At 65.9% G+C, this 24,502-nt stretch carries 19 protein-coding genes and 1 pseudogene; 11 read left to right on the top strand and 9 right to left on the bottom strand.

Features of this window, described 5'->3' with window-relative positions; all coding sequences use genetic code 11:
* Positions 1-216: 216 nt before the first annotated feature.
* Entirely contained in the window at positions 217-495 is a 279-nt protein-coding gene (locus BLR51_RS17335; RefSeq protein WP_089849339.1) for a hypothetical protein, read from the top strand.
* 263 nt (positions 496-758) lie between these two features.
* Here BLR51_RS17335 and BLR51_RS17330 read toward each other — a convergent pair whose 3' ends face one another.
* Positions 759-2,132 carry a phosphomannomutase gene (locus BLR51_RS17330; protein ID WP_089849337.1) on the bottom strand — a complete coding sequence of 458 codons (1,374 nt, stop codon included), beginning with the start codon at positions 2,130-2,132 and terminating at the stop codon, positions 759-761.
* A gap of 283 nt (positions 2,133-2,415) precedes the next feature.
* Between BLR51_RS17330 and BLR51_RS17325 the strand changes: the two genes are divergently transcribed.
* Positions 2,416-4,947, top strand: a complete 2,532-nt coding sequence (locus BLR51_RS17325) for a calcium-binding protein (RefSeq protein ID WP_089849335.1) — start codon at positions 2,416-2,418, stop codon at positions 4,945-4,947.
* Positions 4,948-4,976: 29 nt separating this feature from the next.
* Positions 4,977-6,488 carry a CAP domain-containing protein gene (locus BLR51_RS27785; protein WP_165616863.1) on the top strand — a complete coding sequence of 504 codons (1,512 nt, stop codon included), beginning with the start codon at positions 4,977-4,979 and terminating at the stop codon, positions 6,486-6,488.
* A 236-nt stretch (positions 6,489-6,724) separates the two neighbouring features.
* Here the strand turns inward: BLR51_RS27785 and BLR51_RS17315 are convergent, their stop codons facing one another.
* Positions 6,725-7,510 carry a Bug family tripartite tricarboxylate transporter substrate binding protein gene (locus BLR51_RS17315; RefSeq protein WP_165616862.1) on the bottom strand — a complete coding sequence of 262 codons (786 nt, stop codon included), beginning with the start codon at positions 7,508-7,510 and terminating at the stop codon, positions 6,725-6,727.
* A 49-nt stretch (positions 7,511-7,559) separates the two neighbouring features.
* Positions 7,560-7,964: an IS200/IS605 family transposase gene (gene tnpA, locus BLR51_RS17310; RefSeq protein ID WP_278184865.1), complete on the bottom strand. Its 405-nt coding sequence runs from the start codon at positions 7,962-7,964 to the stop codon at positions 7,560-7,562.
* Between the two features lie 26 nt (positions 7,965-7,990).
* Here tnpA and BLR51_RS17305 point away from each other — a divergent pair, with 26 nt between their 5' ends.
* The 3 genes from BLR51_RS17305 (at position 7,991) to BLR51_RS27775 (ending at position 9,658) form a co-directional block, all read left to right on the top strand.
* Positions 7,991-9,190 carry an RNA-guided endonuclease InsQ/TnpB family protein gene (locus BLR51_RS17305; protein WP_089849327.1) on the top strand — a complete coding sequence of 400 codons (1,200 nt, stop codon included), beginning with the start codon at positions 7,991-7,993 and terminating at the stop codon, positions 9,188-9,190.
* Between the two features lie 83 nt (positions 9,191-9,273).
* Positions 9,274-9,441, top strand: a complete 168-nt coding sequence (locus BLR51_RS27780; RefSeq protein ID WP_165616861.1) for a hypothetical protein — start codon at positions 9,274-9,276, stop codon at positions 9,439-9,441.
* A 43-nt stretch (positions 9,442-9,484) separates the two neighbouring features.
* A complete protein-coding gene (locus BLR51_RS27775; protein ID WP_165616860.1) occupies positions 9,485-9,658 on the top strand; it encodes a hypothetical protein in 174 nt (57 codons plus the stop codon).
* An 84-nt stretch (positions 9,659-9,742) separates the two neighbouring features.
* On the opposite strand, the gene BLR51_RS17300 is transcribed toward BLR51_RS27775, so the two are convergent.
* Complete coding sequence (locus BLR51_RS17300) at positions 9,743-10,555, bottom strand: ABC transporter permease (protein ID WP_242656765.1); 813 nt, start codon at positions 10,553-10,555, stop codon at positions 9,743-9,745.
* A 282-nt stretch (positions 10,556-10,837) separates the two neighbouring features.
* Here BLR51_RS17300 and BLR51_RS17295 point away from each other — a divergent pair, with 282 nt between their 5' ends.
* The gene (locus BLR51_RS17295) at positions 10,838-12,157 is read left to right on the top strand and encodes a UDP-glucose dehydrogenase family protein (protein WP_089849325.1); all 1,320 of its coding nucleotides are present in this window, start codon (positions 10,838-10,840) and stop codon (positions 12,155-12,157) included.
* A gap of 55 nt (positions 12,158-12,212) precedes the next feature.
* Here BLR51_RS17295 and BLR51_RS28575 read toward each other — a convergent pair whose 3' ends face one another.
* From BLR51_RS28575 to BLR51_RS17275, 4 genes are read right to left on the bottom strand one after another with little or no spacing between them, the layout of a single operon-like run.
* Positions 12,213-13,799 carry an ABC transporter ATP-binding protein gene (locus tag BLR51_RS28575; protein WP_089849323.1) on the bottom strand — a complete coding sequence of 529 codons (1,587 nt, stop codon included), beginning with the start codon at positions 13,797-13,799 and terminating at the stop codon, positions 12,213-12,215.
* 15 nt (positions 13,800-13,814) lie between these two features.
* On the bottom strand, positions 13,815-14,966 hold the full coding sequence (locus BLR51_RS17285; protein WP_089849321.1) for a KpsE/RkpR family capsule polysaccharide export protein: 1,152 nt from the start codon (positions 14,964-14,966) through the stop codon (positions 13,815-13,817).
* Between the two features lie 52 nt (positions 14,967-15,018).
* Entirely contained in the window at positions 15,019-17,514 is a 2,496-nt protein-coding gene (locus tag BLR51_RS17280; protein ID WP_089849318.1) for a glycosyltransferase, read from the bottom strand.
* Positions 17,515-17,569: 55 nt separating this feature from the next.
* Positions 17,570-18,589: a hypothetical protein gene (locus BLR51_RS17275; protein ID WP_131821834.1), complete on the bottom strand. Its 1,020-nt coding sequence runs from the start codon at positions 18,587-18,589 to the stop codon at positions 17,570-17,572.
* Between the two features lie 136 nt (positions 18,590-18,725).
* Here BLR51_RS17275 and BLR51_RS17270 point away from each other — a divergent pair, with 136 nt between their 5' ends.
* The 4 genes and pseudogenes from BLR51_RS17270 to tnpC form a co-directional block, all read left to right on the top strand.
* Positions 18,726-19,760, top strand: coding sequence for a hypothetical protein (locus BLR51_RS17270; RefSeq protein WP_131821833.1), 1,035 nt, complete (start codon positions 18,726-18,728; stop codon positions 19,758-19,760).
* A gap of 324 nt (positions 19,761-20,084) precedes the next feature.
* Positions 20,085-20,474: a transposase gene (locus BLR51_RS28490; RefSeq protein ID WP_089849310.1), complete on the top strand. Its 390-nt coding sequence runs from the start codon at positions 20,085-20,087 to the stop codon at positions 20,472-20,474.
* Entirely contained in the window at positions 20,471-20,824 is a 354-nt protein-coding gene (gene tnpB / locus BLR51_RS17255; protein ID WP_089849308.1) for an IS66 family insertion sequence element accessory protein TnpB, read from the top strand. Before BLR51_RS28490 ends, tnpB begins: the two co-directional genes overlap by 4 nt.
* A 54-nt stretch (positions 20,825-20,878) precedes the next feature.
* Positions 20,879-22,237: pseudogene (tnpC, locus tag BLR51_RS17250) on the top strand (IS66 family transposase); the annotation flags it as partial.
* A gap of 9 nt (positions 22,238-22,246) precedes the next feature.
* On the opposite strand, the gene BLR51_RS17245 reads toward tnpC, so the two are convergent.
* Positions 22,247-24,334 (bottom strand): recombinase family protein, encoded by a 2,088-nt coding sequence (locus BLR51_RS17245; RefSeq protein WP_207543652.1) that lies wholly within the window; start codon positions 24,332-24,334, stop codon positions 22,247-22,249.
* Positions 24,335-24,502 lie beyond the last annotated feature (168 nt).

Below are 24,502 nucleotides of genomic sequence, written 5' to 3'. Positions count from 1 at the left end.
ATGGCCGCCACCCGAAGCGCGATTGTCGATGACCCGGGCAAGGGTTTCAAGCGGCATGTCCCCCCCGCGGCCCCTGCGCAACCTTTCGCATGCGAAAGGTTTATTGGGTCTGCTGCGCAGGCTGTGACTCACATCGCGCCCGAACTCCGAGATCCCGCCACATCCTGTCCCCGATTGTGGCCTGCCCGGCGTGGTATCCCCCAAGAGCGAAAGGTCTTGGCAGGGGTGTGCCGTGGTGCAGCTGAACTGGACCCGGAAGACGGGATCGCGGGGATCACCGCTCCCTTCCTCAGCGGGGTTACCGATCTGGAACTGACCTCTGCTGGGGGGCAGGTGGTGATCTATGCCGCCACGCGCGGCGGCGCGTGGGTGGCCGCATGGAGCCTCAATAGCCCCTGCACGCCAGCGCTGCTGCAGCGTTTCGACATGAGCAATGGCCCAGGCATCGCGGGGGCCTCGGCAGTGGTCAGCGCGGATCTGGACGGCGAGGTGTAGGTGGTAATGGCGGGGCAGGGCAGCGGCACGCTGGCGGTGTTCCGCGCCGGAACGGCGCGGCGGCCATGGATCTGCGGTGGGGTCGGACGGGGTGCTGCGGCTGGCCGTCATCTCGGGGTCGGAGCCGGGGATGCTGACCGCCGATGGCGCAGGTTCTGGTCGCCATCTTCGACCAGAACGCGCAGGTGGCCGCAGCGGATATCGAGATTTTCTGAGGCTGTCTACCCTGCCCCGGTCCGTACAGACCGGGGCAGAGGGGAGGGTCAGCCGAGCCTGCGGCGCAGCTCGGCCAGCCCCGCCTGCAGCAGCGCCTCCGCCCCGGCGCGGTCCTGCGCCTCCACGTAAAGCCGCAGTTCCGGGGCATTGCCCGAGGGGCGCACATGCACCACCCGGCCATCCGTCAGCGTGATCCGCACCCCGTCGGTCAGATCCACCGCCGCTTCGCTGCCGCCCAGTGCCGCCAGAAAGGTCGCGCGCGCCTCTAGATCGCTGGCCAAGGCTGCCACGAAAGGCTGCGAGGCCTCCTGCGACACCTCCTGCAGCCGGTCGGCCAGCGTCACCACCGGCGGCTCCTGCGCCACGCGCGCCGAAAGCGGCCCCGGGCCTGCGGCGATCAGCGCCATCACCAGCGGCAGCACGCAGTCGCGGGTGCGCAGCGGGGCGAAGGATCCCTTGGGCCCCTCGGCCTCGAACCCCAGCAGAAAGCCGCCATTGGCCTCATAGCCCACCACCTTGCCGCCTGCCGCTTCCATGGCGGCGATCACGAAGGGCGAGCCGATGCGGGTACGCTGCACTGCAGCAAAGCCCTTGGCCGTCACCCCGCTGTTGGAGGAGATCGGCGTCACCACGGTCTCTGCCCCCAGCGCCGCGGCGGTGATCTGGCCCATGATGTCGCCGGGCACGATGGCGCCGGTTTCATCCGCCAGAAGCGGCCGGTCGCTGTCGCCATCGGTAGAGACCAGCGCATCCAGCCGGTGCTCCGCCACCCAGTCCGCGATCTGCGCCCGCACCTCCGGATCCACCGCCTCGGTGTCCACGGGGATGAAGATGTCGGAGCGGCCCAGATCCACCACCTCGGCGCCGAGCCCGGTCAGGATCTCGGCCATCAGGTCGCGGCCCACGGCGGAATGGCTGTAAAGCCCGATGCGGCGTCCGCGGAGCGCGCCCGTCCCGCAGGCCTGCAGATAGCGGGCGACAAAGCGCGCGCCGCAATCCGGATCGGCCTGGGTCTCGGGGGCGGTGTCGGTGCGCGGCGTGGTGCCAAGCGCTGCAGTGATCGCCGCCTCGTCCTCCTTGGTGATCTCGCCCGAGCGCACGTAGAATTTCAGCCCGTTGCGGTCGGCGGGGATATGGCTGCCGGTGATCATCACGGCCCCCGCGCCGCGCGCCTGCGCCGCCAGCGCCAGTGCCGGGGTCGGCACGGCGCCGCAATCGATCACCGCCACATCCATGCTGGCGGCGGCGCGGATCACATCCTGCGCGATGCGCGGCGACGAGGGCCGCAGATCCCAGCCCAGACAGATCGCGCCGCCAGTGTCGCAGGCCGCCAGAAAGGCCCGCACGTGATCCTCGACCAGCGCGGGCGTCAGCTCCGTCACCAGCCCGCGCAGCCCGCTTGTTCCGAATTTTGGTGCCATGACCCGCTCTGTCCCTCGTGTTGTTCCCTGCCCCGGAACTGCGGCGATGCAGCCGGGATCCCACCGCTTTCTATAGGCGCGGCCATGACAGGATCGCAACGCCTGTGCCGCTGCAGCACGCCCGGATCTTTCGCATGCGAAAGGTTTTGCCCCCGCGCTGCCGGATCGGCAGGCTTTGAGTCAAACCCGGCACGAACTCCGCGATCCTGCCACATCCTGTCCCCGCTTGCCGCCGCGCCGCGCGGGCATCTCCGCAGGCGGGGGTCTTGGGCGGGGATGTGTCATGGTGCAGCTGGACTGGAACCGGGGGATGCGGGTCGCGGGGGCGGGGGATCCTTTCCTGCGCGGGGTCAGCGATCTGGAACTGGCCACGGCGGGGGGGCAGGTGGTGATCTACACCGCCACGCGCGGCGGCGGCGCGGGGCTGGCGGGCTGGCGGCTTGACGGGGCGGGCAGCCCGCAGCGGTTTGATGCGGCGGGCTTTCCCGGTGGCGTGGCCGTGGGGCAGGACACCCGGCTGCTGCTGCTGGACATGGGCGGCGCCGCGCCGCATCTGGCCGCGACCGGGGTGAACCGCGCCGGGCTCTGGAGCTTTGCGACGGGTGAGGGCGGCGCCTTTTCCGGCAGTGGCGCGAGCCCCGGCACCCGGGCGCTGCCCGCCGATCTGGCGCAGGTGCTGCAGCTGGATCAGGGCACGCGCAGCCTCGTCTTCGGCACGCCGCAGGGGCAGGACCGCATCCTGACATGGCAGCTGTCGCAGACCGGCGCGCTGGTGCAGATGGCCCGCACCCCGGCGGATCTGGCTGGGGAGGGCGGGCGCATCACCGGGCTTGCCAGCTACCGCCATGGCAGCACGGATTACCTTGTGGCCAGCGCCGATGGCGCCGCAGCGCTGGGGGTCTACCGGCTGGACGAGGCGGGCCGCCCGGCGCTGCTGCAGCGCTTCGACATGGACAGCGGCCCGGGCATCGCGGGGGCTGCGGCGGTGGTCAGCACCCTGTCGGGCGGGGTGGCCCATGTGGTGGTGGCAGGGCAGGGCAGCGGCACGCTCTCGGTCTTCCGCGCCGGGTCGGGCGGGCGGCTGACCGCCACCGATCACGTGATGGACGCGCCCGACATGCGGCTGGGGGGCGTGCGCCTGCTGGAGGTGGCAGAACATCATGGCCGGGTTTGGCTGGCCGCCGCCGGATCCGAACATGGGCTCAGCCTGTTCGAGCTTTTGCCCGACGGGCGGCTGCTGCATATGGGCACGCTGGAGGATGGCGAAGGCAGCACGCTGGCCAGCATCTCTGCCATGGATCTGGCGGTGGGGCCGGACGGGGTGCTGCGGCTGGCGGTCACCCCCGGATCGGAGCCGGGGATCACCGTCTTTGCCGCCGACCTGCCTGCGGGGCTGTTGCGGCAGGGGACCGGGACCGAGGCGCCGCTTGCGGGCAGCAGCGGCGATGACCTGCTGGCGGGCGGCGCCGGGGCCGAACGGATCCTTGGCGGTGCGGGCAATGACATCGTGATGGACGGGGCCGGATCCGACACGCTGACCGGGGGGACGGGGGCGGATATCTTCGTGCTGACCGCCGATGGCGCCCCGGATGTGATCACGGATTTCCAGCCGGGGATCGACCGGCTCGACCTGTCGGGCTGGGCCTTCCTGCGCAATCCCGACCAGCTGACCCTGCGCGAGACCGAGGATGGCGCCGAGATCGCCTTTGGCCGGGAGGTGCTGCGCCTCACCACTGCCACCGCCACCGGCCTGCCGGTGGCACGGATCCGCGCCATGGATCTGCTGGAGGCGGACCGGCTGATGCCGGGCTGGTTCGCGCAGGTGCTGGCCGCGTCCGAAGAGTCCAGCGGTACCGACCGCGCCGACCGGCTGACCGGCGGTATGGCGCGCGACGTCCTGTCGGGCGGCGGCGGCAGCGACACGCTGACCGGGCTGTCGGGCAATGACTGGCTGGATGGCGGGCCGGGCGCCGACCTGCTGATGGGAGGGCCGGGTTCGGATGTCTATGTCGTCGACAATCTTGGCGACCGGGTGCTGGAAAGCCCGCGCTGGCAGGGGCAGGACCATGTGCTGGCCTCGGTGGATTTCTGGATGGGCGGCGCGCATCTGGAGGATCTGACCCTGACCGGCACCGCGCCGCTGCGCGGCATCGGCAACGGGCTTGCCAACCGCATCACCGGCAATGCGGGCGCCAACCTTCTCGATGGCGGCAAGAACAGCGACACGCTGGTGGGGGGCGCGGGCCATGACACCTATCTGGTGCGCTCCCCCGGCGACACGGTGATCGAGGCCCCGGGCGAAGGGCACGACACCATCAAGGCCTTCCGCTCCTATGCCCTGCCCGCGCATGTGGAAGATCTCCATCTGCAGACGGTGCGCACGGCTGCGGGCACCCCGGTTTCCATCAACGGCATCGGCAACGATCTGGCCAACACCATCGTCGGCACGCCTTATGACAATGTCATCGCCGGGCGCGGCGGGCGCGACATCCTGCGCGGGCAGGGCGGGGCCGATACCTTCATCTTCGACCGCGCGCCGGGGCCGGACAATGTGGACCGGGTGCTGGATTTCACCCCCGGCGAGGATGCGCTCTGGATCAAGGCGCAGCTGTTCGGGCTGGCACCGGGCGGGGTCAGCCGGGCCATGTTTCACGAAGGCCGCAGCGCTGCCGATGCCGGGGACCGGTTGCTGTATGACGCCGCCACCGGCGGAGTTTGGGTCGATCCCGACGGCACCGGGCCGAAACCCGCGCAGCTGACCTTCGTGCTGAATGCGGGGGTGGACCTCGGTCCGGGGGATGTGCTTTTTTTCTAGAAAGCTCCGCCCCGGCGGGGATCATGGCCTTGACGGAGACCTATATGTCCATCGCCAGCGATCTCGAGCGTCACATGCTCGACCTCATCAATGCCGAACGCGCGGCGCTGGGGCTGCAGGCCCTGCGGCTTGAACAGCATCTGAACGCCTCGGCAGAGATCCATTCCGACTGGATGCTCGACAGTGACATCTTCAGCCATTCCGGGCGGGTGCTGCCCGGCGACAGCGACGCCAGCAGCGCCACCGACCGCATGCGCGCGGCGGGCTTCGATTTTTCCGGCAGCTGGCGGTCGGGGGAAAATCTGGCGGTGCAGTCGGCGCGCGGCGCCGAAGGCTATTTCGACGATGTCGAGGATCTGCATGTCAGCCTGATGAACAGCCCCGGCCACCGCGCCAACATTCTTCGCCCCGAATATGAGGTGATCGGCATCGGCATCGAGCTGGGCGAATTCACCTATTCCTCCGGCGCCACGCTGCTGTCGGTGATGGCGACGCAGAACTTTGCCGCCACCGATGGCGTGCTGCTGCTGGATGACGGCACCCCGCCCGATCCCGAACCGCAGCCCGACCGCCCGCAGGATCTGATGGGCAGCCGCGGCGGCGACATGCTGACCGGGGGCAGCGCCGATGACACGCTGAACGGCTGGTATGGCCATGACACGATCGATGGCGGCGCGGGCGCCGACAAGATGATCGGCGGGCCGGGGGGCGATCTGTTCCATGTGGACGATCTGGGCGATCTGGTGCTGGAAAGCCGCAAATGGGGTGGCACCGACACGGTGATCTCTTCGGTCGATTTCCGCATGGGCCGCCAGCATATCGAAAACCTCTTCCTTACCGGCGAGGCCGTGCTGGGGGCTGGCAACGGGCTGCGCAACGAAATCCGCGGCAATGATCAGGACAATATTCTGGATGGCGGGCCCAATATCGACACGCTGATCGGCGGGGCGGGCAATGACACCTATCTGGTGCGCACCCCCGGCGACACGGTGATCGAGGGGCCGGGCCGCGGGGGGGCGGATACGGTGAAGGCGTTCTTCTCCTATGCGCTGCCCGCGCATGTGGAGCGGCTTTATCTGCAGACGGTCCTGACCAAGGCGGGTGATCCGCTGACGATCAACGGCATCGGCAACGGGCTCGACAACCTGATCATCGGCAATCCCTATGACAACCTGATCGCCGGGCGCGAGGGCCGCGACACGCTGCGCGGGCAGGCGGGAGCCGACACCTTCGTCTTCGACCGCGCGCCGGGGCGGGACAATGTCGACCGCATCATCGACTTCAACACCAACGAGGCCAATGAGGGCGATCTTCTGAAGATGAAGGGCGCGCTGTTTGGCGGGCTGGCGGCGGGGCTGCTGGAGGCGGATCTGTTCGTCGCCGGAACCCGGGCGCAGGATGGCGATGACCGCTTCATCTTCGACCGTGCGTCGGGACAGCTCTGGTTCGATGGCGACGGCGCGGGCGGCGACGCCCAGCTTCTGGTCGCCACCTTCGAGCAGAACGCGCAGGTCACCGCCTCGGATATTGAGATTTTCTGAGGTCCGGCGCGGGCAGACAGCTGCCGCGCCAGAGCCGGATCGCGGGTTTTGCTGCGAAAGATCCTGGGCTTATGCCGGGGCGGGCGCCGGAATCCGGCACCTTGAAGGTCTGCAGGAACATCAGGGCCGCAAGGCCCAAGAGCCCCGCCGCCAGCAGGATGCCGGATAGTCGTTTGCTCATGTCATCACCAGGATTGAAGGGCTGGATGGCCCGTCAGGGCCATCCGGTCGCGGGCTCAGTTCACCATGTAGATGCCGATGTCGCGCGCCACTTTTTCCCATTGCGCCGCCTGATCGGCCCACCAGTCCGCGTAATCCTGACCGCCGACAAAGCGGATGGAGCTGCCCATCTTCGTCAGGGACTCGATGGCCGCCGGATCCTGCAGCGCCTTTTCGAAGCGCTCCGCATAAAGCACCACCAGATCGTCGGAGGCGCCCCCGGGCAGAAGCACGCCGCGCGCCATGCTGATCTCGATGTCATGCCCCTGTTCCATGGCCGTGGGCACATCCGGCAGGGTGTCGGACCGCTTGTCCGAGAAGATGGCCAGCGCCTTCAGCTGGTCTGGGAAATACTGCCGCCCATCGGATTCGCCGACCTGCCCAAGCTGGACCGTGTCCGACAGCAGCGCCGTCACCCGTTCCCTGCCGCCTTCATAGCCGATGATGTTGAAGCTGATGTCCAGCGAGTCCTGAAACTGCAGCAGGATGAAATGGGTGTTCGAGGCGATGCTGGCGGCGGCCAGCACCTCGCCCGGGTTGTCCTTGGCATAGGAGATGAGGCCGTCCAGATCGGAAAACGGCGCATTCGGCGAGGCGGCGAAGATGGCGGGTTCGACATTCGTCATGGCGACCGGGCTGAACCCGTCCCATGAAAAATTGACGCGCCCGGTCAGATAGCTTGCCAGAATGGCCTCGTGCTGGAACAGCATCGTGCAGCCGTCGGGATCCGCATTTGCCACTTCGGCGGCGCCCTTGTTGCCGCCCTGACCGGTGATCTTGATGACCAAAACGAGCTGACACAAGCCCCTTCCAAGCTGCTGTATTGGTGGGGAAGCCCTGTGGGCTGTCAGCTCACTCCGGGCGCTCTTGCGCCTGGACATACCTTTTGACCGTTTTCAGGCAGGCACCGCCGCAACTGCAGACGAAGTAGCTGGGCGACCACAGGGCCGGCCCCTGCCGCTTCAGGGCGGGGAAATCTCTCCGAAGCAGCCGCGAAGTCGATGTCTTGAGCGCGTTGGCGAAGTCCGCAAGCGCGGCCACGGGCGGCAACGAGAACAGGAGATGGAGGTGGTCCTCCTCTCCCCCGAACTCGAGCAGTTCGCCGGATCGGGCGGCGCAGCGCGCAGCAGTGATGCTGCGCGCCATGTCGATCATGGGGCCGGTTAGAACCGGCTGGCGCCACTTTGTTACCAGAACCATATGGTAGGTTAGGGAAAAGAAGCCATTATTTGTATGTGTTAAAGCTTGTTTTCTCATGACTGAACCAATATACATTTTCTCAAATGATCGCAACACGTTCCATTACCTTCCGGCTCTATCCGAGCCGAGCCCAGGACGAGGCTATGCTGCGCAAGCATGGCATGCTGAAGGACCTGTGGAACGCCGCGCTCGAAGAGCGCATCGGCGCTTGGCGCCATGGAGTGAGGATCAACCTCTCGCACCAGGAGAAGGCGCTGAAGGACATGCGGGCCGATGTCGGCGGCTGGCACGGTCTCGTTCACACGCATGAGGCACAGACCGTGCTCAAGCGGCTAGATCTGGCGTTCCGCGCCTTCTTCCGGCGTGTGAAAAACGGAGAAAAGCCCGGTTTTCCCCGCTTCCGCAGCGCGGACAGGTTTCGAGGCTGGGGCTACAAGGAGCACGGCAATGGCTTCAGGGTCGAGATGCGCGATGGTCGGCGCCATGGCCATGTCACGCTCTTCGGCATCGGCCGGATGCGCATGCGCGGCCGGGCCCGCACCCCGGGCCGAATCCTAAAGGCGGATGTGAGCCGCAGCGCTTTCGGCTGGAGCCTGAACTTGGTGGTAGAGACCGCCTGCGCGGAGCGCGCGCCTGCGCGTGGGTCGGCCGCGGGGCTCGACTGGGGCGTGGCCGATTTCGCAACTCTGGCGCTGCAGGACGGAACCTTCCAAGCTATCCCGAACCCGCGGCATCTGGACCGGGAAGCAGAGGAGCTGCGCGACGCCGGGCGCCGCCTCTCGGCCAAGGCCCGGGCTCGCAAAATCAGCCGCCGCGCGGTCCGCCATGAGCGCAAGCGCCTAGCGCGCCGGCACGCCCAGGTGGCGGCGCGGCGCAAGGACTTCCAGCACAAGACCTCGGCCCGGCTGGTCGCGACACATCCCGTGATCGCTACCGAAGCGCTGGCGGTCGGAAACATGACGCGCTCCGCGCGTGGCACCCTTGAGGCGCCGGGCCGGAACGTAGCACAGAAGGCCGGGCTGAACCGGTCGATCCTCGACACGGCTCCGGCCGCGTTTCTGAACATGCTCCGGTACAAAGCGGCAGAGGCTGGTTCGGAGTTCCTTGAAGCGCAGACGCGACGGTTAAAGCCGTCCCAGCGATGTCCGGGCTGCGGTGGTGTCCGGAAGAAGCCGCTGAGCCTGCGCCTCCACGACTGCGAGTGTGGATGCCGTCTCGGCCGCGACGAAGCGGCCGCGCGTGTTCTCTTGGACTGGGGTCTGGCAGAACTGGCCGGCTCTTGAAACGGTCAACCCGGCCGGGACGGTCGGGACCTTGTGCAGAAGCAACTGCAAGAGGTCAAAACCCCCTCCAAACAACTGTATTGGTGGGGGAGGTTCATGACAACAACAACACCGATTTCTCCGTCACCGGCTTTTCCGCCTGTCTGGTGGAGATGACCACCGGCAACAACCTGCTGGGCGCGGTGTTCGGTGGCAATGACACGATCAACGGCTCCGATTTTGGCGACACGCTGAAAGGATGCGGGCGCTGACCATCTGTCCAGCGGGCAGGGCGACGACTGATTCGTCTATAACGTGAGCACCATCGGCGCCGACGGCGTCTTCGGCAATCTCGGCAGCGACGCGATCGTGCTGTCGGGGGCGGCCGCCTTTGATTTCTTCAACGCCAACACCATCCTGCTGGAAGGGATCTCGGTGTCCGAGATCGGGGTGGGGCTGGCCTATTCGGCGGATGATTTCATCTTCTGAGCCACAGGCCCCTGCCGCGTCTGCCGGCGCCCGTTCCTTGCGGACGGGCGCCGGTCTGCCCTGTGCCAGTCTGCCCTGTGCGGGTCAGCGTTCCAGCATGTCGCGGTGATACTGGCGCAGAAAGATCAGCCCCATCACCCCGCAGATCGCCGAGACCATGAAAACGAAGGCGGGCGAGACGTAATCCGCCTCGTATTGCAGATAGAAGGCGCCGCGCATTTCGCCCGTCACATGCATGAGCGGGTTCCACCACAGGATTTCCTTCGCCCATTCCGGCAGGGTCTCGAACAGAAAGATCGGCCCCGAGATCAGGAACAGCGGCCGGGTCAGGATGCCCCAGGCCCGCTGCCAGAGCGGGAACATGGTCACCAGAAAGCAGTTCAGCGTGCCGACCCCGGCGCCAAAGGCCATGGCCATGGCATAGGACAGCATCAGCCGGTCCATGAGCAGCACGGTGCGGGTGTCCCAGATCGACAGGATCAGCGTGAACAGCAGCGCCCCCACCAGCAGCTGGGTCAGCGCCGACAGGATGAACCGGGCCAGCAGCGTGTCCAGAAAGGTCACGCGCGGATAGGCCAGCAGCGCCTTGGAATAGTTCACCGCCTGGGACATCTTGTTGCTGATATCGGTATACATCATGAAGGGCAGGAGGCCGGTGGCGTAGAAGATCGGGAAATTGGTCCCCAGCCGCGGCGAGCGGAAGCCCAGCGAGAAGATCGCGCTGAGCAGGGCGATGCCAAGCGCCGGTTCCAGCACCATCCACAGATAGCCCCCCGGCGATTTGCCATGGGTCGAGGACATCTCGCGCAGGATCAGCGCGAGGATGGTGCGGGGGGTGGCCAGCCGCATGGTCCGGTTCACCGGGCGCAGGCGCTGCGGGGAAGAGGGTGCGGCCATAAGGGCGCTCCTTCGGGCTCTGGACGGGGCGGGATCGGCCCGGTTTCCGGCATCCCTGCTAGCACGCGCCCCGGCATGGCGCCAGCCTGCTGCCAGCATGCTGCCCCGCTGTTACAGCGCTTTCACCTGCGGCGCGTGCGGAACCGGCAAGGATCTGCACGCCCGTCGCTGCAATGCGGCATCGAGGCCTTTTCCGCTTGCAACGGCGTGCCAAGCTAAGGAAACACATGCAGCAGAAGGTCCGCAGGACTGCCACGCAAAGTTTGAAAAAAGGAATACAGGATGCGCATTGCCATGATCGGCACCGGCTATGTGGGCTTGGTGTCGGGTGTCTGTTTCTCCGATTTTGGTCACGAGGTGATCTGCGTGGACAAAGACCCGCGCAAGATCGAGAAGCTGGAACGCGGCGAAGTGCCGATTTTCGAGCCCGGCCTTGATGCGCTGATGATCAAGAATGTCGAGGCGGGGCGGCTGTCCTTCACGCTGGATCTGGCCTCGGCGGTCAAGCAGGCGGATGCGGTGTTCATCGCCGTGGGCACGCCGACCCGGCGCGGCGACGGCCATGCCGACCTGACCTATGTGATGGCGGCGGCGGAAGAGATCGCGAAGGCCGCGGACCGCTACATCGTCATCGTCACCAAATCCACCGTGCCCGTCGGCACCAATGCCAAGGTGCGCGAGGTGGTTGCGGCGGCCAATCCGGATCTGGAGTTCGACGTGGCCTCCAACCCGGAATTCCTGCGCGAAGGCGCTGCGATCGACGATTTCATGAAGCCCGACCGCGTGGTGGTGGGGGTTGAGACCGAGCGCGCGGCGCAGGTCATGTCCGACATCTACCGCCCGCTTTACCTGCGCGATTTCCCCATCGTCACCACCGATCTGGAATCGGCGGAGATGATCAAATACGCCGCCAACGCCTTCCTCGCGGTGAAGATCACCTTCATCAACGAGATCGCGGCGCTCTGCGAAAAGGTCGGCGCCGACGTGAAGCAGGTCAGCAAGGGCATGGGGCTGGATGGCCGCATCGGCAACAAGTTCCTGCATGCGGGCCCCGGCTATGGCGGCTCGTGTTTTCCCAAGGACACCAAGGCGCTGGCCCGGATCGGGCAGGAACATGCCAGCCCGATGCTGATCACCGAGGCGGTCATCAAGATCAACGAGGACGTGAAGCGGCGGATGATCGACAAGCTGCTTGATCTTTGCGGCGGCTCGTTCAACGGCAAGACCGTGGCGGTGCTGGGCGTGACCTTCAAGCCCAATACCGATGACATGCGCGACGCGCCCGCGCTGACCATCGTGCCCGCGCTGGTGGGCGGCGGGGCCAAGGTGCGCGCCTGCGATCCGCAGGGCCGCCACGAGGGCGAGGCGCTGCTGCCCGGCATCGGCTGGTCCGAGGATCCCTATGCCGCCGCCGAAGGCGCCGACCTGCTGGTGATCCTGACCGAATGGAACGAGTTCCGCGCGCTGGATCTCAAGCGCATCGCGGGCGCCATGACCACGGCGCGCATGGCCGATCTGCGCAACGTCTATTCCGCCTCCGATGCCGAGGCGGCGGGTTTTGCCGCCTATGACAGCATCGGCCGCGCGGGGTATGGCATCTGATCCCGTCCGGGATCTGATCCGGCACTCCGGCAGGGCCCCCTTGCGGGGCCTTGCGTCATTCTGCGGGGTCTGCCGCGCGCCATGCTGCGGGCAGGCGGTCGCCAAAGCGCTGTTCGGCTGCCGCGTAATGCGGGGCCAGCAGGGCGCGCAGCCTCTGGCGCAGATCCTCCGGAATGGGGGGCAGCACCTCTTCGGGCAGCGGCAGCATGGTGATTTCCAGCACCTTGGGCACGTCCAGGAACTCGGTCAGCGGCATCAGCCCGGCCCGCCCGGTCAGATCCTCGTGGAAAAGATACAGCAGCCGCGCCGGGCTGACCCCCGCCTCCAGCCGCTCGAACAGTCCCGCGTAATCCGTCTCGGGGTAAAGCTCCAGCCGGGCGGGATTGTCCAGCAGCGCCCGGGCAAGCGCCTCCAGCGGTTCGGAGGTGACGCGCTGGCGCGGCAGCAGGCCGTCATGCATCTGCGCCCAGAGCCGGGTCACCGGATCGCGCAGCACGCAGACGAAGCGCGCCGCCCCCACCGTTGCCATCTCGGCCAGATCCGCCGTTCCCAGAAGCGCATAGGCGGGGGTGAAATCGCAGATCACCTGCTGGCCGCGATGCCGGGCCAGAAGATAATCCAGATAGGCGTCATGCCGGTCCGGCCCGTCCTGCGGCGCGGTGTGGATGGACAAAAGCGCGCTCATCTCGCCCAGAAGCTGCACGGTGTAGCGCCGCGCCTCCTCGGTTTCGGCGGGCATGCGGTCGGCCAGCGTTCTGGCGGTGCTGAAGCGCCGGTCGCGCAGCTTCTGCGACAGCCCGGCGCGGATGTCGAAATAATGCGGCTCCCGGGTCTGGGCAAAATGGCAGGGCCGGTGGCGGCGCAGGCAGTCCGCCACCCAGTCGATGCGGGTCTGCGGCAGGCCGATGCCGAACAGCATCCGGGAATCCCGCGGGAAATCCATCTGCGCCGCCCCTTCGGGCAGGGGTTCGGCCATGGCCGAGATCGCGCCATCGATCATGTGCATGTAGCGCTCGATGGCTTCCTCGACATCCTCGTAATAGGTCAGCTCGCCATTCTCGATCAGCGCGCCCGCCTTGCACATCTCGCGCACGGCCCCCATGGAATGGCTGACGAACACCGCGCCCGCCTTCTGCATCCGGGCCAGAAACACGTCGCGGCTCTTGCGCTTGAAGGCGGCATCGCCCACCGCGGTGACCTCGTCGATCAGGTAGGTGTCGAATTCGAGCCCCATATTGACCCCGAAGGACAGCCGCCCCCGCATCCCCGAGGAATAGGAGCGCACCGGCAGGTGGAAATGCTCACCAAGCTCCGCGAACTCCTCCACATAGGCCATCAGCGCATCGGTATCCGCGCCATAGATCCGCGCCACGAAGCGGGTGTTCTGCGCCCCCGTCAGGTCGGGATGCAGCGACGAGGCGAGCCCCACCGGAAACGAGATCCGCCCGTCCGACAGGATTTCGCCCGAGGTGGGCGTGGTGGTGCCCGCGATCATCTTCAGCAGCGTGGACTTGCCCGCGCCGTTGCGCCCCAGCAGCGCCACCGAGGTGCCGGTGGGAAACACCGCGTTGAGATTGCGGGCGACGGTCTTGCGCCGCCCGTTCAGCACGAAGGTCTTGGTCAGGTTGCGCAGGACGATCATCGCGCGCGCCGCCCCTTAACGCCGGTCACGCAGCGCATAAAGCGCCAGCACCAGAATGGCCCAGATCAGGAAGGCGAAGATGCCCACCAGCGCCAGCAGCGTCAGCCGCCGGGGATGTTCCGGCGCCTCGGCCAGCGTGGGCTGGATATGCGCGGCTAGATAGCGGCTCTTGCGCCGTGCCTCGGCCAGCGACGCGTCATAGGCGGCGCGGGCGGCGGTATAGGACTGTTCGGCAAATTCCCGCTCGACATTCAGCCGCTCGAACTCGCCCACCAGATCGGCAAAGACATTGCTGCCCGCCACGTCCTCGGCGCCAAGGCCCAGCTTCTCGCGCTCCTCGACCATGCGGTTCTCGATCACCTCCACCCGGCGCTCGGCCTGGGTGATGCGGGGATCGTTCGCGGCGGCGGTCTGGCGCAGGATGTCGAGATTGATCAGCGTCTCGGCCAGCTGCAGCTGCAGCGAGGACAGAAGCCCCATCTGGCTCTGCACCGAGGCGGAGGGATCGACGATCTGGGTGCGGTTGCGGAAGCGCGTCATCGCCTCGCGCGCGGTCTTCAGCGCCTCCTGCGACTGGTCCAGCTCCTCGCGCGCATAGGCGGTGGCATCCTCGCGCGCGATGGCGGTCAGCCGGTTGATCATGTCGGCGCTTTCGGCAAAGACGAACTCGGCGATGCGCTGCGCGTCCTCGGGCTCGAACGCCTGCACATGCAGCTCCAGCAGGCCGGTATCGTCGTTATAGACCTTCACCATGCGGCCCCAGTAGCTGACCAGATCCTCGATCGTGCCGGGGGGCTGGTAGACGAAGACCGGGTCGATCTCGGGGCCGCCCTTGACCCAAAGGCTGCGCAGGTCGAGCGCCTGATCGGCGCGGCGCACCAGTTCCTGACTCTGGATGAACTTGTAGAGGATTTCCGTGTCTGTGGAGCTGGAGCCCGACAGCTCCGCGATGCCGCCGAGCATCTCGATGGCCGAGCCCATTTCCTCGGTGCGCACCGAAAATCCCACGGTCGAGACATAGCGGTCCGCGGCGCGGGTCCACAGATACCAGCCCGCCACCAGCGGCGGCAGCAGCACCATGACAACAAAGCTCAGCAGGACCAGCCAGTGCCGCTTGCGCGGGTGGCTTCGGGTCACCTGGGGAATGGCGTGGGAGGTGTCGGACATGAGTGGAAACGGTCCTGCCTGTAAGATGCCGCGGATGCCGCGAGCCTGTCCATCATCCTGCCTGTCCTACAGAGGAAGGCGCCTTTTGACCAGCGGGCGCAGGCGGGCGCAGCGCCGCCAGCACCGCCTCTGCCGGATCCGCCGCCGGGTCATGCGTCAGGGCGATGCCGTTTTCCGCCGAGGCCACCGCATCGCCCTGCGCCCCCAGCGCAAAGGCCAGCACCGGCAGGCCGGTGGCCAGCGCCTCGTGGGTGGTGAAGGAAAACGTCTCGGGCCAGAGCGAGGGGATCAGCCAGTGGCTGATCCGGTAATGCCGCGCCAGCGTGGGGATGTCCGCCGGGCTGTAATCGCCATGCACCGGCACGCTGCGCGGCAGGCTGTAGCCGGGATCAAGATTGCCGATCAGCACCAGATCGAAGCCGCGCGCCTCGGCGCTCATCCGGCCCAGAGCCTGCAGCAGCCCCGCGCCCTTGTGCGGCGCGATGTTGCCAAGCGCTGCCAGCACCGGGCGGGGCCCCGGGGCGGGGGGATCAAGGCGGGGCGGGCGATGCGGCAGCTGATGCGGATCAAGGCTGATGCGGGGCCGGGCCTCGGGCCATGTCTGCGCCACCAGATCCGCCCCCGAGGCGCTGAACACCCGCAGCCGGTCCGCCCGCGCCACCAGCGCCCCCCAGGCCTGCTGCCAGTCGGCCAGCGGCACGCGGCCCCCGTCGGGGCGCCTGGCCTGATGGGCGGGATCGGGGGTGCCGGGGCGCGGGGCGCCATGAAAGCGGCCATCGGATCCCAGCAGGGTGAAGGCCGGAGACATGGGAAAGAAATCGTGAAACAGGATCTCGACCTCGTCCTGCGGGCTGCGGGCCAGCGCCAGCAGATGCCCGGGCAGGCTGACCGGATCGGGATCGCCCACGCCGCAGGAATAGAGGATGCGGCGCCGGGCCAGCGGGGCGAGCAGCCGCTCGATCAGGGCAAAATCCCCGGTCCAGCCCGACACCCGGCCCTGCGGCGTCACCAGATCGAGCTGCCAGCGCACCGCCCCGCCAACCCGCAGCACCACCGCCGCCCCGGCCTCGGCCAGTGCGGCGGGCAGCGCGTGCTGCAGCCAGCTTTCCGCCCCGCCACCCATGGCATGGGCCAGATAGACCGGCACCGGCCCGCGCCCCAGACTGCCCGCCCAGGCCAGCGCCAGCGCCATGCGGGCGCTGCGCAGCGGATCGCTGGTCAGAAACGCCTGCACCTCGTCGTCATAGGCGGGATAGCGGCGGGTGATCCGGGCGTTGTTGGCGAGGATCAGCGCCTGTTTTTCGGCGCTGCCAAAGCTGGCCCCGCCGCGATGCTCCACCACCAGCGTGGCGATGCCCAGATGCCGCCCGCCCTGCGCGCGCACCTTCTGGCACCAATCGACCTCTTCGCCGTAACCCCGGCCAAACGCCGTGTCGAACCGGGGCACCAGATCCAGAAACCGGCGCTGCAGCGCCATGCAGAAGCCGACGCCGGTCGGGGCCTCGGCCCGCGCATGGGTGGGATCGAGGCTGCGCGCCACCGCATCCATGGCCAGCGCCTGACCGGGGGCCAGACCGGCGGGGGCGCAGAGGACGGGCGCGGTGAAAATCTCGGCATCGTTGGACATGGGCGTGACGCTGGCCACGCCGGGATCGGCAAGCGGCGCCAGCAGCCGCGGCGCCCAGCCGGGCGGCAGCAGCGCGTCGCTGTTCAGCAGCACCACCGGCCCGGTCCGGTCGGCGGGAAGGCGCAGCACCTCGGCAAAGGCGGCGTTGACGCTGGCGATGAAGCCCCGGTTCTGCGGCGCCTCGATCAGCGTGACCTGACCTTCGGGGCGCGCGGCGGCAAAGGCGCGCAGGGCGGGGCGGATTCTTGCATCGGGGGATCCGTCCTCGACCACCACCATGCGCCACGGCTCCGGCGTGTGGCGCACCACCCGGTCCAGACAGTCCTGCAGCAGATCGAAGGCGTTATAGACCGGCAGCACCAGCGTCAGCGGGCCGGGGCTCTCCGCCGGGGCGGCCTCCTCGGTCTTGGCAAAGACCGCCGCCTCCAGCGGTCCCGCCGTCGGACGCAGCCCCAGCCCCAGCGCCTCCTTGACGCGGGCGCGGGCGGCGCGGTCCTGCCGCAGGATCCAGCGCCCCAGATCGGGGGTGAGGCGCAGCAGCGTGCCCCCCAGCCGCAGCGCCAGCGCGGCCTGCCGCCGCCGCACCGGCCCCAGCGGCAGCGGCAGCGGCGGGGCATCGTCCAGCAAAAGATCGGGCGTGGTGCCGGACAGCGCCAGCCCCGGCGGCCAGGGCAGGGCCAGCGCGAAGGCGCCGCCGCCTGCCGGCAGCCGGGCCTGCGCCCGCATCTCGCCAAGGCGCAGCGTCAGATCACCCGCGCCCTCCAGCCGCCCCTCCACCACCAGCCGGTTGGCGGCCCATGTGATGGCGGACAGATGGCCCGCCACCTTTCCGGCGGGGCCGGGGATCGGCCCCGGGCGCCCGCGCAGCACCAGCGTGGCGGCCATGTGGCGGCGCCAGATGCCAAGCGCGCGGGATCTCACCGCAGGGCCCCGGGCCGGGGCCGGATCGGACGGGGCGCCATGCGCGCGGGCCGTCTCAGACCGGGGCCTGAAGGCTCAGATCCAGCAGCGCCCGCAGCAGCGGCGGCTTGAGCCGGTCGCCAAAATTCAGCCCCTTGCGGAACTCCGCCGGAAAGACCGGGCCCTCGGCGGGCAGGTCGTCATGCAGCAGGAAGGGCCGCAGCGTCTCGTTCTGCGCGGCAAACCCGGTCTGAAACGTCTTCATCTCGCCCGCCCCGTTGAAGAACGAGCGCGCGCGGAAACCTTCGACCACCTCGGGGGGCAGCCGTTCGGCCAGCGCCTCGAGCTTGTCGCGCAGCGTGTCCTTGTCGTCGCGGCCCCGGTGCAGCATGCGTTTGAGCACCACCAGATCGACGGGCAGGCCTTCATTGGCGCGCGGCACCGGGCCCAGACCCTCGACCGGCAGGCCCAGCAGGCGGCAGAATTCGGCGGTGGGATCGCCGGTGGCGGTCAGCCGGTCGAAAAGCATGGCCTGCAGCCCCGGAAAGGCCGCGTTCCACGCCCGGGCCTGTTCGGCAAAGACGAAGTGATACCAGAAATCGTTCAGGAATTCCCGGAAGTTGCCGCGATAGCGGGTGACCTTCACATGTTCCTGATAAAGCGACTGCGCGTAATCGGCCTGACGGCGGAACACCACCACCACCTGCGCCTCGCCGAAGAGGTCGCGGATGCGGGCGATATAGCTCTCGCGCAGCGGCCAGTACTCCTCGGGGGTGTAAAGCGGCTCTTCCTCGGGATCGTTCAGCACATGGCGGTAGAAGGGTTCGGCGCTGAGGATGGTGGTGTCGTGATCAGGCACCCGTTCCAGCACCTTGCGGAAGAAACTCTCGGCCAGTTCGGCGCTGTAATTCTTGTGCCGTCCGGACAGCGCGTTGACCATGCCCAGATGCGCATAATGTGGCTTCCGTCCAATCAGCGAATAATCTGGGTAGAACACCCCCCGATCGGCCAGAGTGGCTTGGTGGTGCTTGAAGAACCTCTGGATGGAGGTGGTCGCCGTCTTGTGCGTACCGATGTGGAGGATGAGACGAGGCATTGAACCACTTTACTGCTTTTACATCTCAGTTTATCTACTAGAGTTCCATTTTGCGGACAATCGGCTAAGGTCCCGGAGGGCAGGAAAAGTTGTGTGTCCTTCGAGGGTAAGAGAATTTTATTGCGCAAGGTTCAAGATGGCTTCCTCCCAGGATCTTCAAGTTGTGCTGCACGCGGGCACTTACAAGACAGCAACAAGTACTATTCAGACCCTGATGTTTCGTAACCGTGACAGCATCGCAAGGCGTTACGGCCTGCTTTACCCCAAGACTGGCACTCGGCGAAACACCGGATCAGCCAATTCACATTCCGTAGCCCATCATCTGTTCTACCATGCTGTGCGCGACGATAAGACCCGTACGAGCAAGCAGCAGGTCGGCATCTTGCGCGACCGTTTGGCTGAGGAGATCGCTGCGCAAGATGCAAAGCGCATCGTGCTCTGCAGCGAGCTTTTCGCTAGTAGCTCACGCGCGGCCAAGAAGGCCTTTTTGGAAATGCTGGGTGGCGCCAAATTGTCAGTTGTCTACAGTGTGCGTCGGCCGGACGATTACGTAGAATCGATGGCCAACCAAGCCTATAAGAACTTTCGTACGCCCAAGATTGATGTTGACGGCTCGTTCGGCATGTTGCGGAATGTCGCCGAATGGGACGAGTTGTTGGGGCACAGATCTGTGCAGGTTCTTACCTTTTCAAAATCGGACTATCCAGGGTACTTGCGGCGTGTTTTTGAGGTGTTGGGGGTAGATCCAGAAGATCCGCTGATCGACCACGATCTGCATGACAACCCCGCCATGACGCTAACAGGTTTTCTCATGCGACGCACCCTGTTGCGTCGACTTGGTGCTCTGGGAGTCGAGGTCGATCGGAGTCTCCGCCATCGCCTTAACGTCGAGCTCGACAAGCTCGAAACCACCTTGCCCAAAAGCCCAAAAGCCTTGTTTTTAAGCCCTGTGGACCGAGAAAATGTTATGGCAGCCAATCGAGAACAGATGGAAACGCTGACCGATTGGATGACTGCAGAGGAGGCCGCGCTTTTGCTGAATGATCTTGCCTTGCCGGTGTCAAAGACTCCACGCAACACCGATGTCGATCCTACTATGAATGCGGAAACTCTCGCAGGAATCTGCGAAGGTTTCACATCGGAATTCTTTCGAAAAACTTTGTCTTGGTAGATGCAGGAATTTTAGTGGAGCGAGGGGCTTAGGTGTTTGTTCCCACGGATCGTTGGTGGGATCTGTTCGAAAGAATGGAAGGACGCACTATGGGACAAGCTCGTCAGGGCAGCGCCACAACAATGCACACCGCCAGAGCTGCGATACAGCGATCACAAGCTTGGCTCGTGCAGCCGAGCCGAGAACTTGGCATCAACTCACAGACGGTGGCGAAATGGCGGAAGCAGGCGACGGCCGTTGGTAAGCGTTTCCTGCCCACCACCTTCCGGCTTTTATCCTGATCGGTTCTTTGGACCTTGGTGATTGTTGGGATGGAGTTTCTCCATGGAGACTACATTGGAGGTTCTCGCGGTTGGCGGTCGCGGCCGCCGGAACCGGAAGTGGCCTGATGAGGTGAAGGCCCGGATCGTGGCAGAGACGCTGACGCCGGGTATCACGGTGAATGCTGTCGCGCGGCGTCATGGTGTTCCAGCGAACCACGTTTCGGCCTGGCGGACGCTGGCACGGAAGGGGCGGCTGGTGCTGCCTGCGCCGGAGGATCCGGTGGAGTTTGCGGCGCTGATGGTCGGCCCCGTTGAGGCTGTTCCGCGGGCCGACGTCGGTGTCGTGGCACGGCCCGAGATCGTTGCGGGCGCGTTGGTGATCCGTCTGGAAGCCGGCGCCTCGGCGGAGCGTATCGCGTCGGTCGTGCGCGCCCTGGCGTCCGCCCCATGATCTTCCCGTCCAACCGGGTGCGGATCATGGTCGCGACCAAGCCCATCGACTTCAGGAAGGGCCATGATGGCCTGGCTGCGCTGGTGTCGTCCATGCTGCGCAAGGATCCGTTCACCGGCACGGTATTTGTGTTCCGCTCGCGCCGGGCTGACAGGCTGAAACTGCTTTACTGGGACGGCACGGGCCTGGTGATGGCCTACAAGCGGCTGGAGGCGGCGACCTTCACCTGGCCCGCCATCACGGACGGGGTGATGGCGCTGAACCATGCCCAGTTCGAGGCGCTGTTTGCGGGTCTCGACTGGCGCAAAGTGAAGGCGCTGGAAACCCGCCCGCCGGCTGCGGCAGAGTGAATCAACCGGCTGGCTCAGCGTGTTTTTATTGGGATTTTGTGATAGCTCCGTCTCATGCAGGCTGCCCCCGCCATCGACCTTTCCGCCATTCCTGCCGCGCAACGCGCGGCGGTTCTGGCGTTGATGGAAACGGTTGCGGCGCTGACGGAAATCACCCGCCGCCAGGAGCATCTGATCGCCGAGCTGAACCACTCCCTGCATGGGAAACGGTCGGAAAAGCTGTCCGAGGATGAACGGCAGCTGGCGTTCGAAGACCTGTCCATCGCGCTGGCCGAGGTCGAGGCGGAGAAGGAAACGCGGGCCGCCAGGGCGGGTGACGACGGGGCGGCGAAGCCCACGCCGAAACGCACCATCGGCAACCTGCCAGTGACGCTGCCGCGCATCGAAGAGGTCATCGAGCCAGACAGCCTGATCTGCCCTTGCGGCTGCGGCGTTCTGCACAAGATCGGCGAAGACCGCAGCGAGCGGCTGGACATCGTGCCGGCACAGTTGCGCGTCATCGTGACCGTGCGCCCGAAATATGCCTGCCGCACCTGCACCGATGGTGTGACGCAGGCACCAGCACCTTCCCACCTAATCATGGGTGGCCTGCCGACCGAGGCGACCATCGCCCATGTCCTGGTCAGCAAATACGCGGACCATCTGCCCCTGTATCGCCAGAGCCAGATCCTGGCGCGGGCGGGCCTTGATCTGCACCGCGCCGTGCTGGCGGATTGGGTAGGCAAGGCCGCGTTCCATCTGAAGCCGGTGGTGGATCGGCTGGCCGAACATCTCAAACAGTCCGGCAAGCTGTTCATGGATGAGACCACCGCCCCGGTGCTGGATCCGGGGCGCGGGACGACCAAGACCGGATATCTCTGGGCGCTGGCCCGCGATGACCGGCCTTGGGGCGGCGAGGACCCGCCCGGCGTGGTCTACTTCTACGCCCCCGGCCGCGCGGGCGAGAATGCCGAAACCTTCCTGATCGGCTTCGATGGCATCCTGCAGATCGACGGCTATACCGGCTACAACCGGCTGACCAAACCCTCGCGCAAGGGTGGTGCCCCCATTCGGGTGGCCCATTGCTGGGCACATGCACGGCGCAAACTGAAGGAAGTCTTCGACCGCGACGGATCGGATATCGCCGCCGAGGGCCTGCGCCGTATCGCCGAGTTCTATGCCGTCGAGGCCGACATCCGTGGCATCTCGCCCGGCCAGCGCCTCTCGGCCCGTCAGGCCCGCACCGCGCCGCTGGTGGCCGCCTTCGGCGACTGGCTGCAGGCGCAGCGCCGCAAGATATCCGCCAAATCCCGGCTGGGCGAAAAGCTGACCTACATCCACAATCACTGGGACGGGCTGCAAACCTTCTTGATCGACGGCCGCGTCGAGATCGACTCCAACAGGGTCGAAAACCTGATCCGTCCTATCGCCGTTGGTTGGTCATTATGCACCCCCTTCGTAAGTGCTTGGAAACATTGAGAGCTGGTCTGCGAGATCAGCGCGACACGGGCGACCTTTTCGTGCGAGAGCGGTTTTGACAGTATCCGAATGCAGGTCAGTTGTCCGTATTTGGTACGGTGCGCCATCGACCACCTGATTTGCGGGCAGAATACCGTCCTTTATCAGCTTGCGGATGACGTGATTGGTGACACCAAGCTCTTTCGCCGCCTCGGTCATGGTGCGCCACGGGCCATCCTTGTCGGCAGACAGGTATCCGTGAATATCATTTACACGCCGGATGGATGAAACACGTTTCGCATTCCATGTCTTGCCCTGACCAGTCGGCATGCCCATGCGGTTGAGACAGGCTGCGATCGCCTCATCGGACCAGCGCCCCGCCATCTCGCGGATGATCCCCAAAGCCTCTTCACTGGTGCGGGCATTGTGCTCTCCGGACTTCGGCTTTTTGACGCGCAATTCCGTATGCCGACCGCCTTTCCAATGAACGACCAAAACGATTTCCCCTGTATCGTCATCGATATCCGCCACGATGTCTTCGATCAGTGTCCTGATCAATCTTTGCTTGTCGCGCATGGATGTCGCCGGAGCGTTCCAGGCGGTCTCAAGGTCCTGCGCCAGCCCTTCAAGGCGCGTGACATCTACCTCCGGTGCCGCAGCGTTATCTGTATTAAGACGCTGTTCGAAACTGCGAACGCGGCCCAAGGCTTCTTCCCACCGTTTCTCCAGTTCTGATGCGATGAGGCGATTGTCCGGGTCACAGGCGGCATAGCGTCGTTCCGCCAGGGATGCATCGTATCTGGCTTGCTGCAACTCCATCTCGAGCACCAACCGCTTGTCTTCGGCAGCTTGGTTCAACATTGCACGGGCCTCGATGGCCGCATCGATGGCAAATGGTGCCACAGCCTCAAGAACAGCGTCTGCAATGAGTTTGTCAGGGCGGAACCCACCGAAGGTGATGCAGCGTTTCTGTCCGAGAAGAAGGTTTGGATTGTCGCAGCGGTAGACCGGGCGTGGCGTGCGGCCTGTATAGACCACATGCAGCCGCCGCCCGCATCTCGCGCAGCAGAGGAGACCGGCCAATAGCGCGCCGCCGCCGCGACCGGATTTGGTGCCGCCAGCACGTCCGAACGCGTTCTTGGCCAGCTGTGCCTGATTGCGTTCATATTCTTCCCAATCGATATAGCCGACATGGTGATCCCTGATTACCACATCCCAGTCTTCCGGGGATTTGCGGTTCTTGTAAGTGACATGCGCGCGGCCGTCCCGGATTTTTGCCTGTCTTCCGGTTTTACCATAGGCGTAGACCCCGGCATAAAACATGTTCTTCAAGACGCTGATCACGTTGCGGTAGCGAATGGGCTGCCAGTCGAAACTTGTCAGCCGAATGCCATCGGAGGGTCGAGGAAAGTGAATGCCTTCGCTCGACATGGCGAGAAGAACCTGCCGGGCGCTTCCAAGCTCGCGGAACCGGCAGAAGATCTGCCGGATGACCTCCTGGATGCGGAGATCGGGATCGAGCATCACCCCGGCGTCGCGGTCCCACAGGTAGCCGATCGGCGGCGTATAACGCAGTTCGCCGCGGCGCGCTTTCGCTCTTGCGGCTTCAACCATGCGCGTGCGCAGGACGCCAAGCTCGAACTCGCTGATGCTGCCCTTCATACCAAGAAGCAGCCGGTCATTTGGATGGCGCGGGTCGTAGACGCCGTCATGGTCAACGACACGGGCTTCTACCAGGCCGCAAAGCTCAAGCATATGGTGCCAGTCCCGCCCATTGCGGGCCAGGCGCGACACTTCCAGGCAGAATACTGCGCCAACTGACCCCGAACACAGCATAGCGACAAGCCGTTCGAAGCCGGGCCGGGCCTGGCAGCCGCTGGCTGATACACCAAGATCGTCGTCGATGACATCAATCCCGGCAAAGCCATAGCCACGGGCCATCTCGACAAGATCGTATTGCCGGCGCTGGCTTTCGAGGTTCGTCATGACTTGGCTCTGCGTCGACTGACGTACATAAATGACCGCCTGACGCTTGAGCAGTTCGGGCGGAAAAGTGAGGGCCATGTCATTCATCGCTGCGCCCTCCCGGCTCCGATTTTGCCGCCGTTAGGAGCACTTGCGCCAGTGCTGTCACGATCGACCGGTAGAGAAACACGCGAAAGTTGGTGATGCCCTGAGGGGCGGCATATCATGGCGGTGTTCAGACGCCGTCAATTCTCAGCCGAGAAAGGGATATGCCAC

It is taken from the genome of Salipiger marinus (genome assembly GCF_900100085.1).
GTDB classification, from domain to species: domain Bacteria; phylum Pseudomonadota; class Alphaproteobacteria; order Rhodobacterales; family Rhodobacteraceae; genus Salipiger; species Salipiger marinus.
The sequence above is the reverse complement of the archived record's forward strand: the minus strand, read 5'-3'. Positions and strand labels throughout refer to the sequence as shown.

Excerpts from the sequence above, each read along its gene's own strand:
- BLR51_RS17245 (WP_207543652.1), bottom strand. The coding sequence starts at position 24,334 with ATGAATGACATGGCCCTCACTTTTCCGCCCGAACTGCTCAAGCGTCAG.
- BLR51_RS17275 (WP_131821834.1), bottom strand. The coding sequence starts at position 18,589 with ATGCCTCGTCTCATCCTCCACATCGGTACGCACAAGACGGCGACCACC.
- BLR51_RS17305 (WP_089849327.1), top strand. The coding sequence starts at position 7,991 with ATGATCGCAACACGTTCCATTACCTTCCGGCTCTATCCGAGCCGAGCC.
- BLR51_RS28490 (WP_089849310.1), top strand. The coding sequence starts at position 20,085 with ATGGAGACTACATTGGAGGTTCTCGCGGTTGGCGGTCGCGGCCGCCGG.
- BLR51_RS17330 (WP_089849337.1), bottom strand. The coding sequence starts at position 2,132 with ATGGCACCAAAATTCGGAACAAGCGGGCTGCGCGGGCTGGTGACGGAG.
- BLR51_RS17295 (WP_089849325.1), top strand. The coding sequence starts at position 10,838 with ATGCGCATTGCCATGATCGGCACCGGCTATGTGGGCTTGGTGTCGGGT.
- BLR51_RS17285 (WP_089849321.1), bottom strand. The coding sequence starts at position 14,966 with ATGTCCGACACCTCCCACGCCATTCCCCAGGTGACCCGAAGCCACCCG.
- BLR51_RS17270 (WP_131821833.1), top strand. The coding sequence starts at position 18,726 with ATGGCTTCCTCCCAGGATCTTCAAGTTGTGCTGCACGCGGGCACTTAC.
- BLR51_RS28575 (WP_089849323.1), bottom strand. The coding sequence starts at position 13,799 with ATGATCGTCCTGCGCAACCTGACCAAGACCTTCGTGCTGAACGGGCGG.
- tnpB (WP_089849308.1), top strand. The coding sequence starts at position 20,471 with ATGATCTTCCCGTCCAACCGGGTGCGGATCATGGTCGCGACCAAGCCC.
- BLR51_RS17300 (WP_242656765.1), bottom strand. The coding sequence starts at position 10,555 with ATGGCCGCACCCTCTTCCCCGCAGCGCCTGCGCCCGGTGAACCGGACC.
- BLR51_RS17325 (WP_089849335.1), top strand. The coding sequence starts at position 2,416 with ATGGTGCAGCTGGACTGGAACCGGGGGATGCGGGTCGCGGGGGCGGGG.
- tnpA (WP_278184865.1), bottom strand. The coding sequence starts at position 7,964 with ATGAGAAAACAAGCTTTAACACATACAAATAATGGCTTCTTTTCCCTA.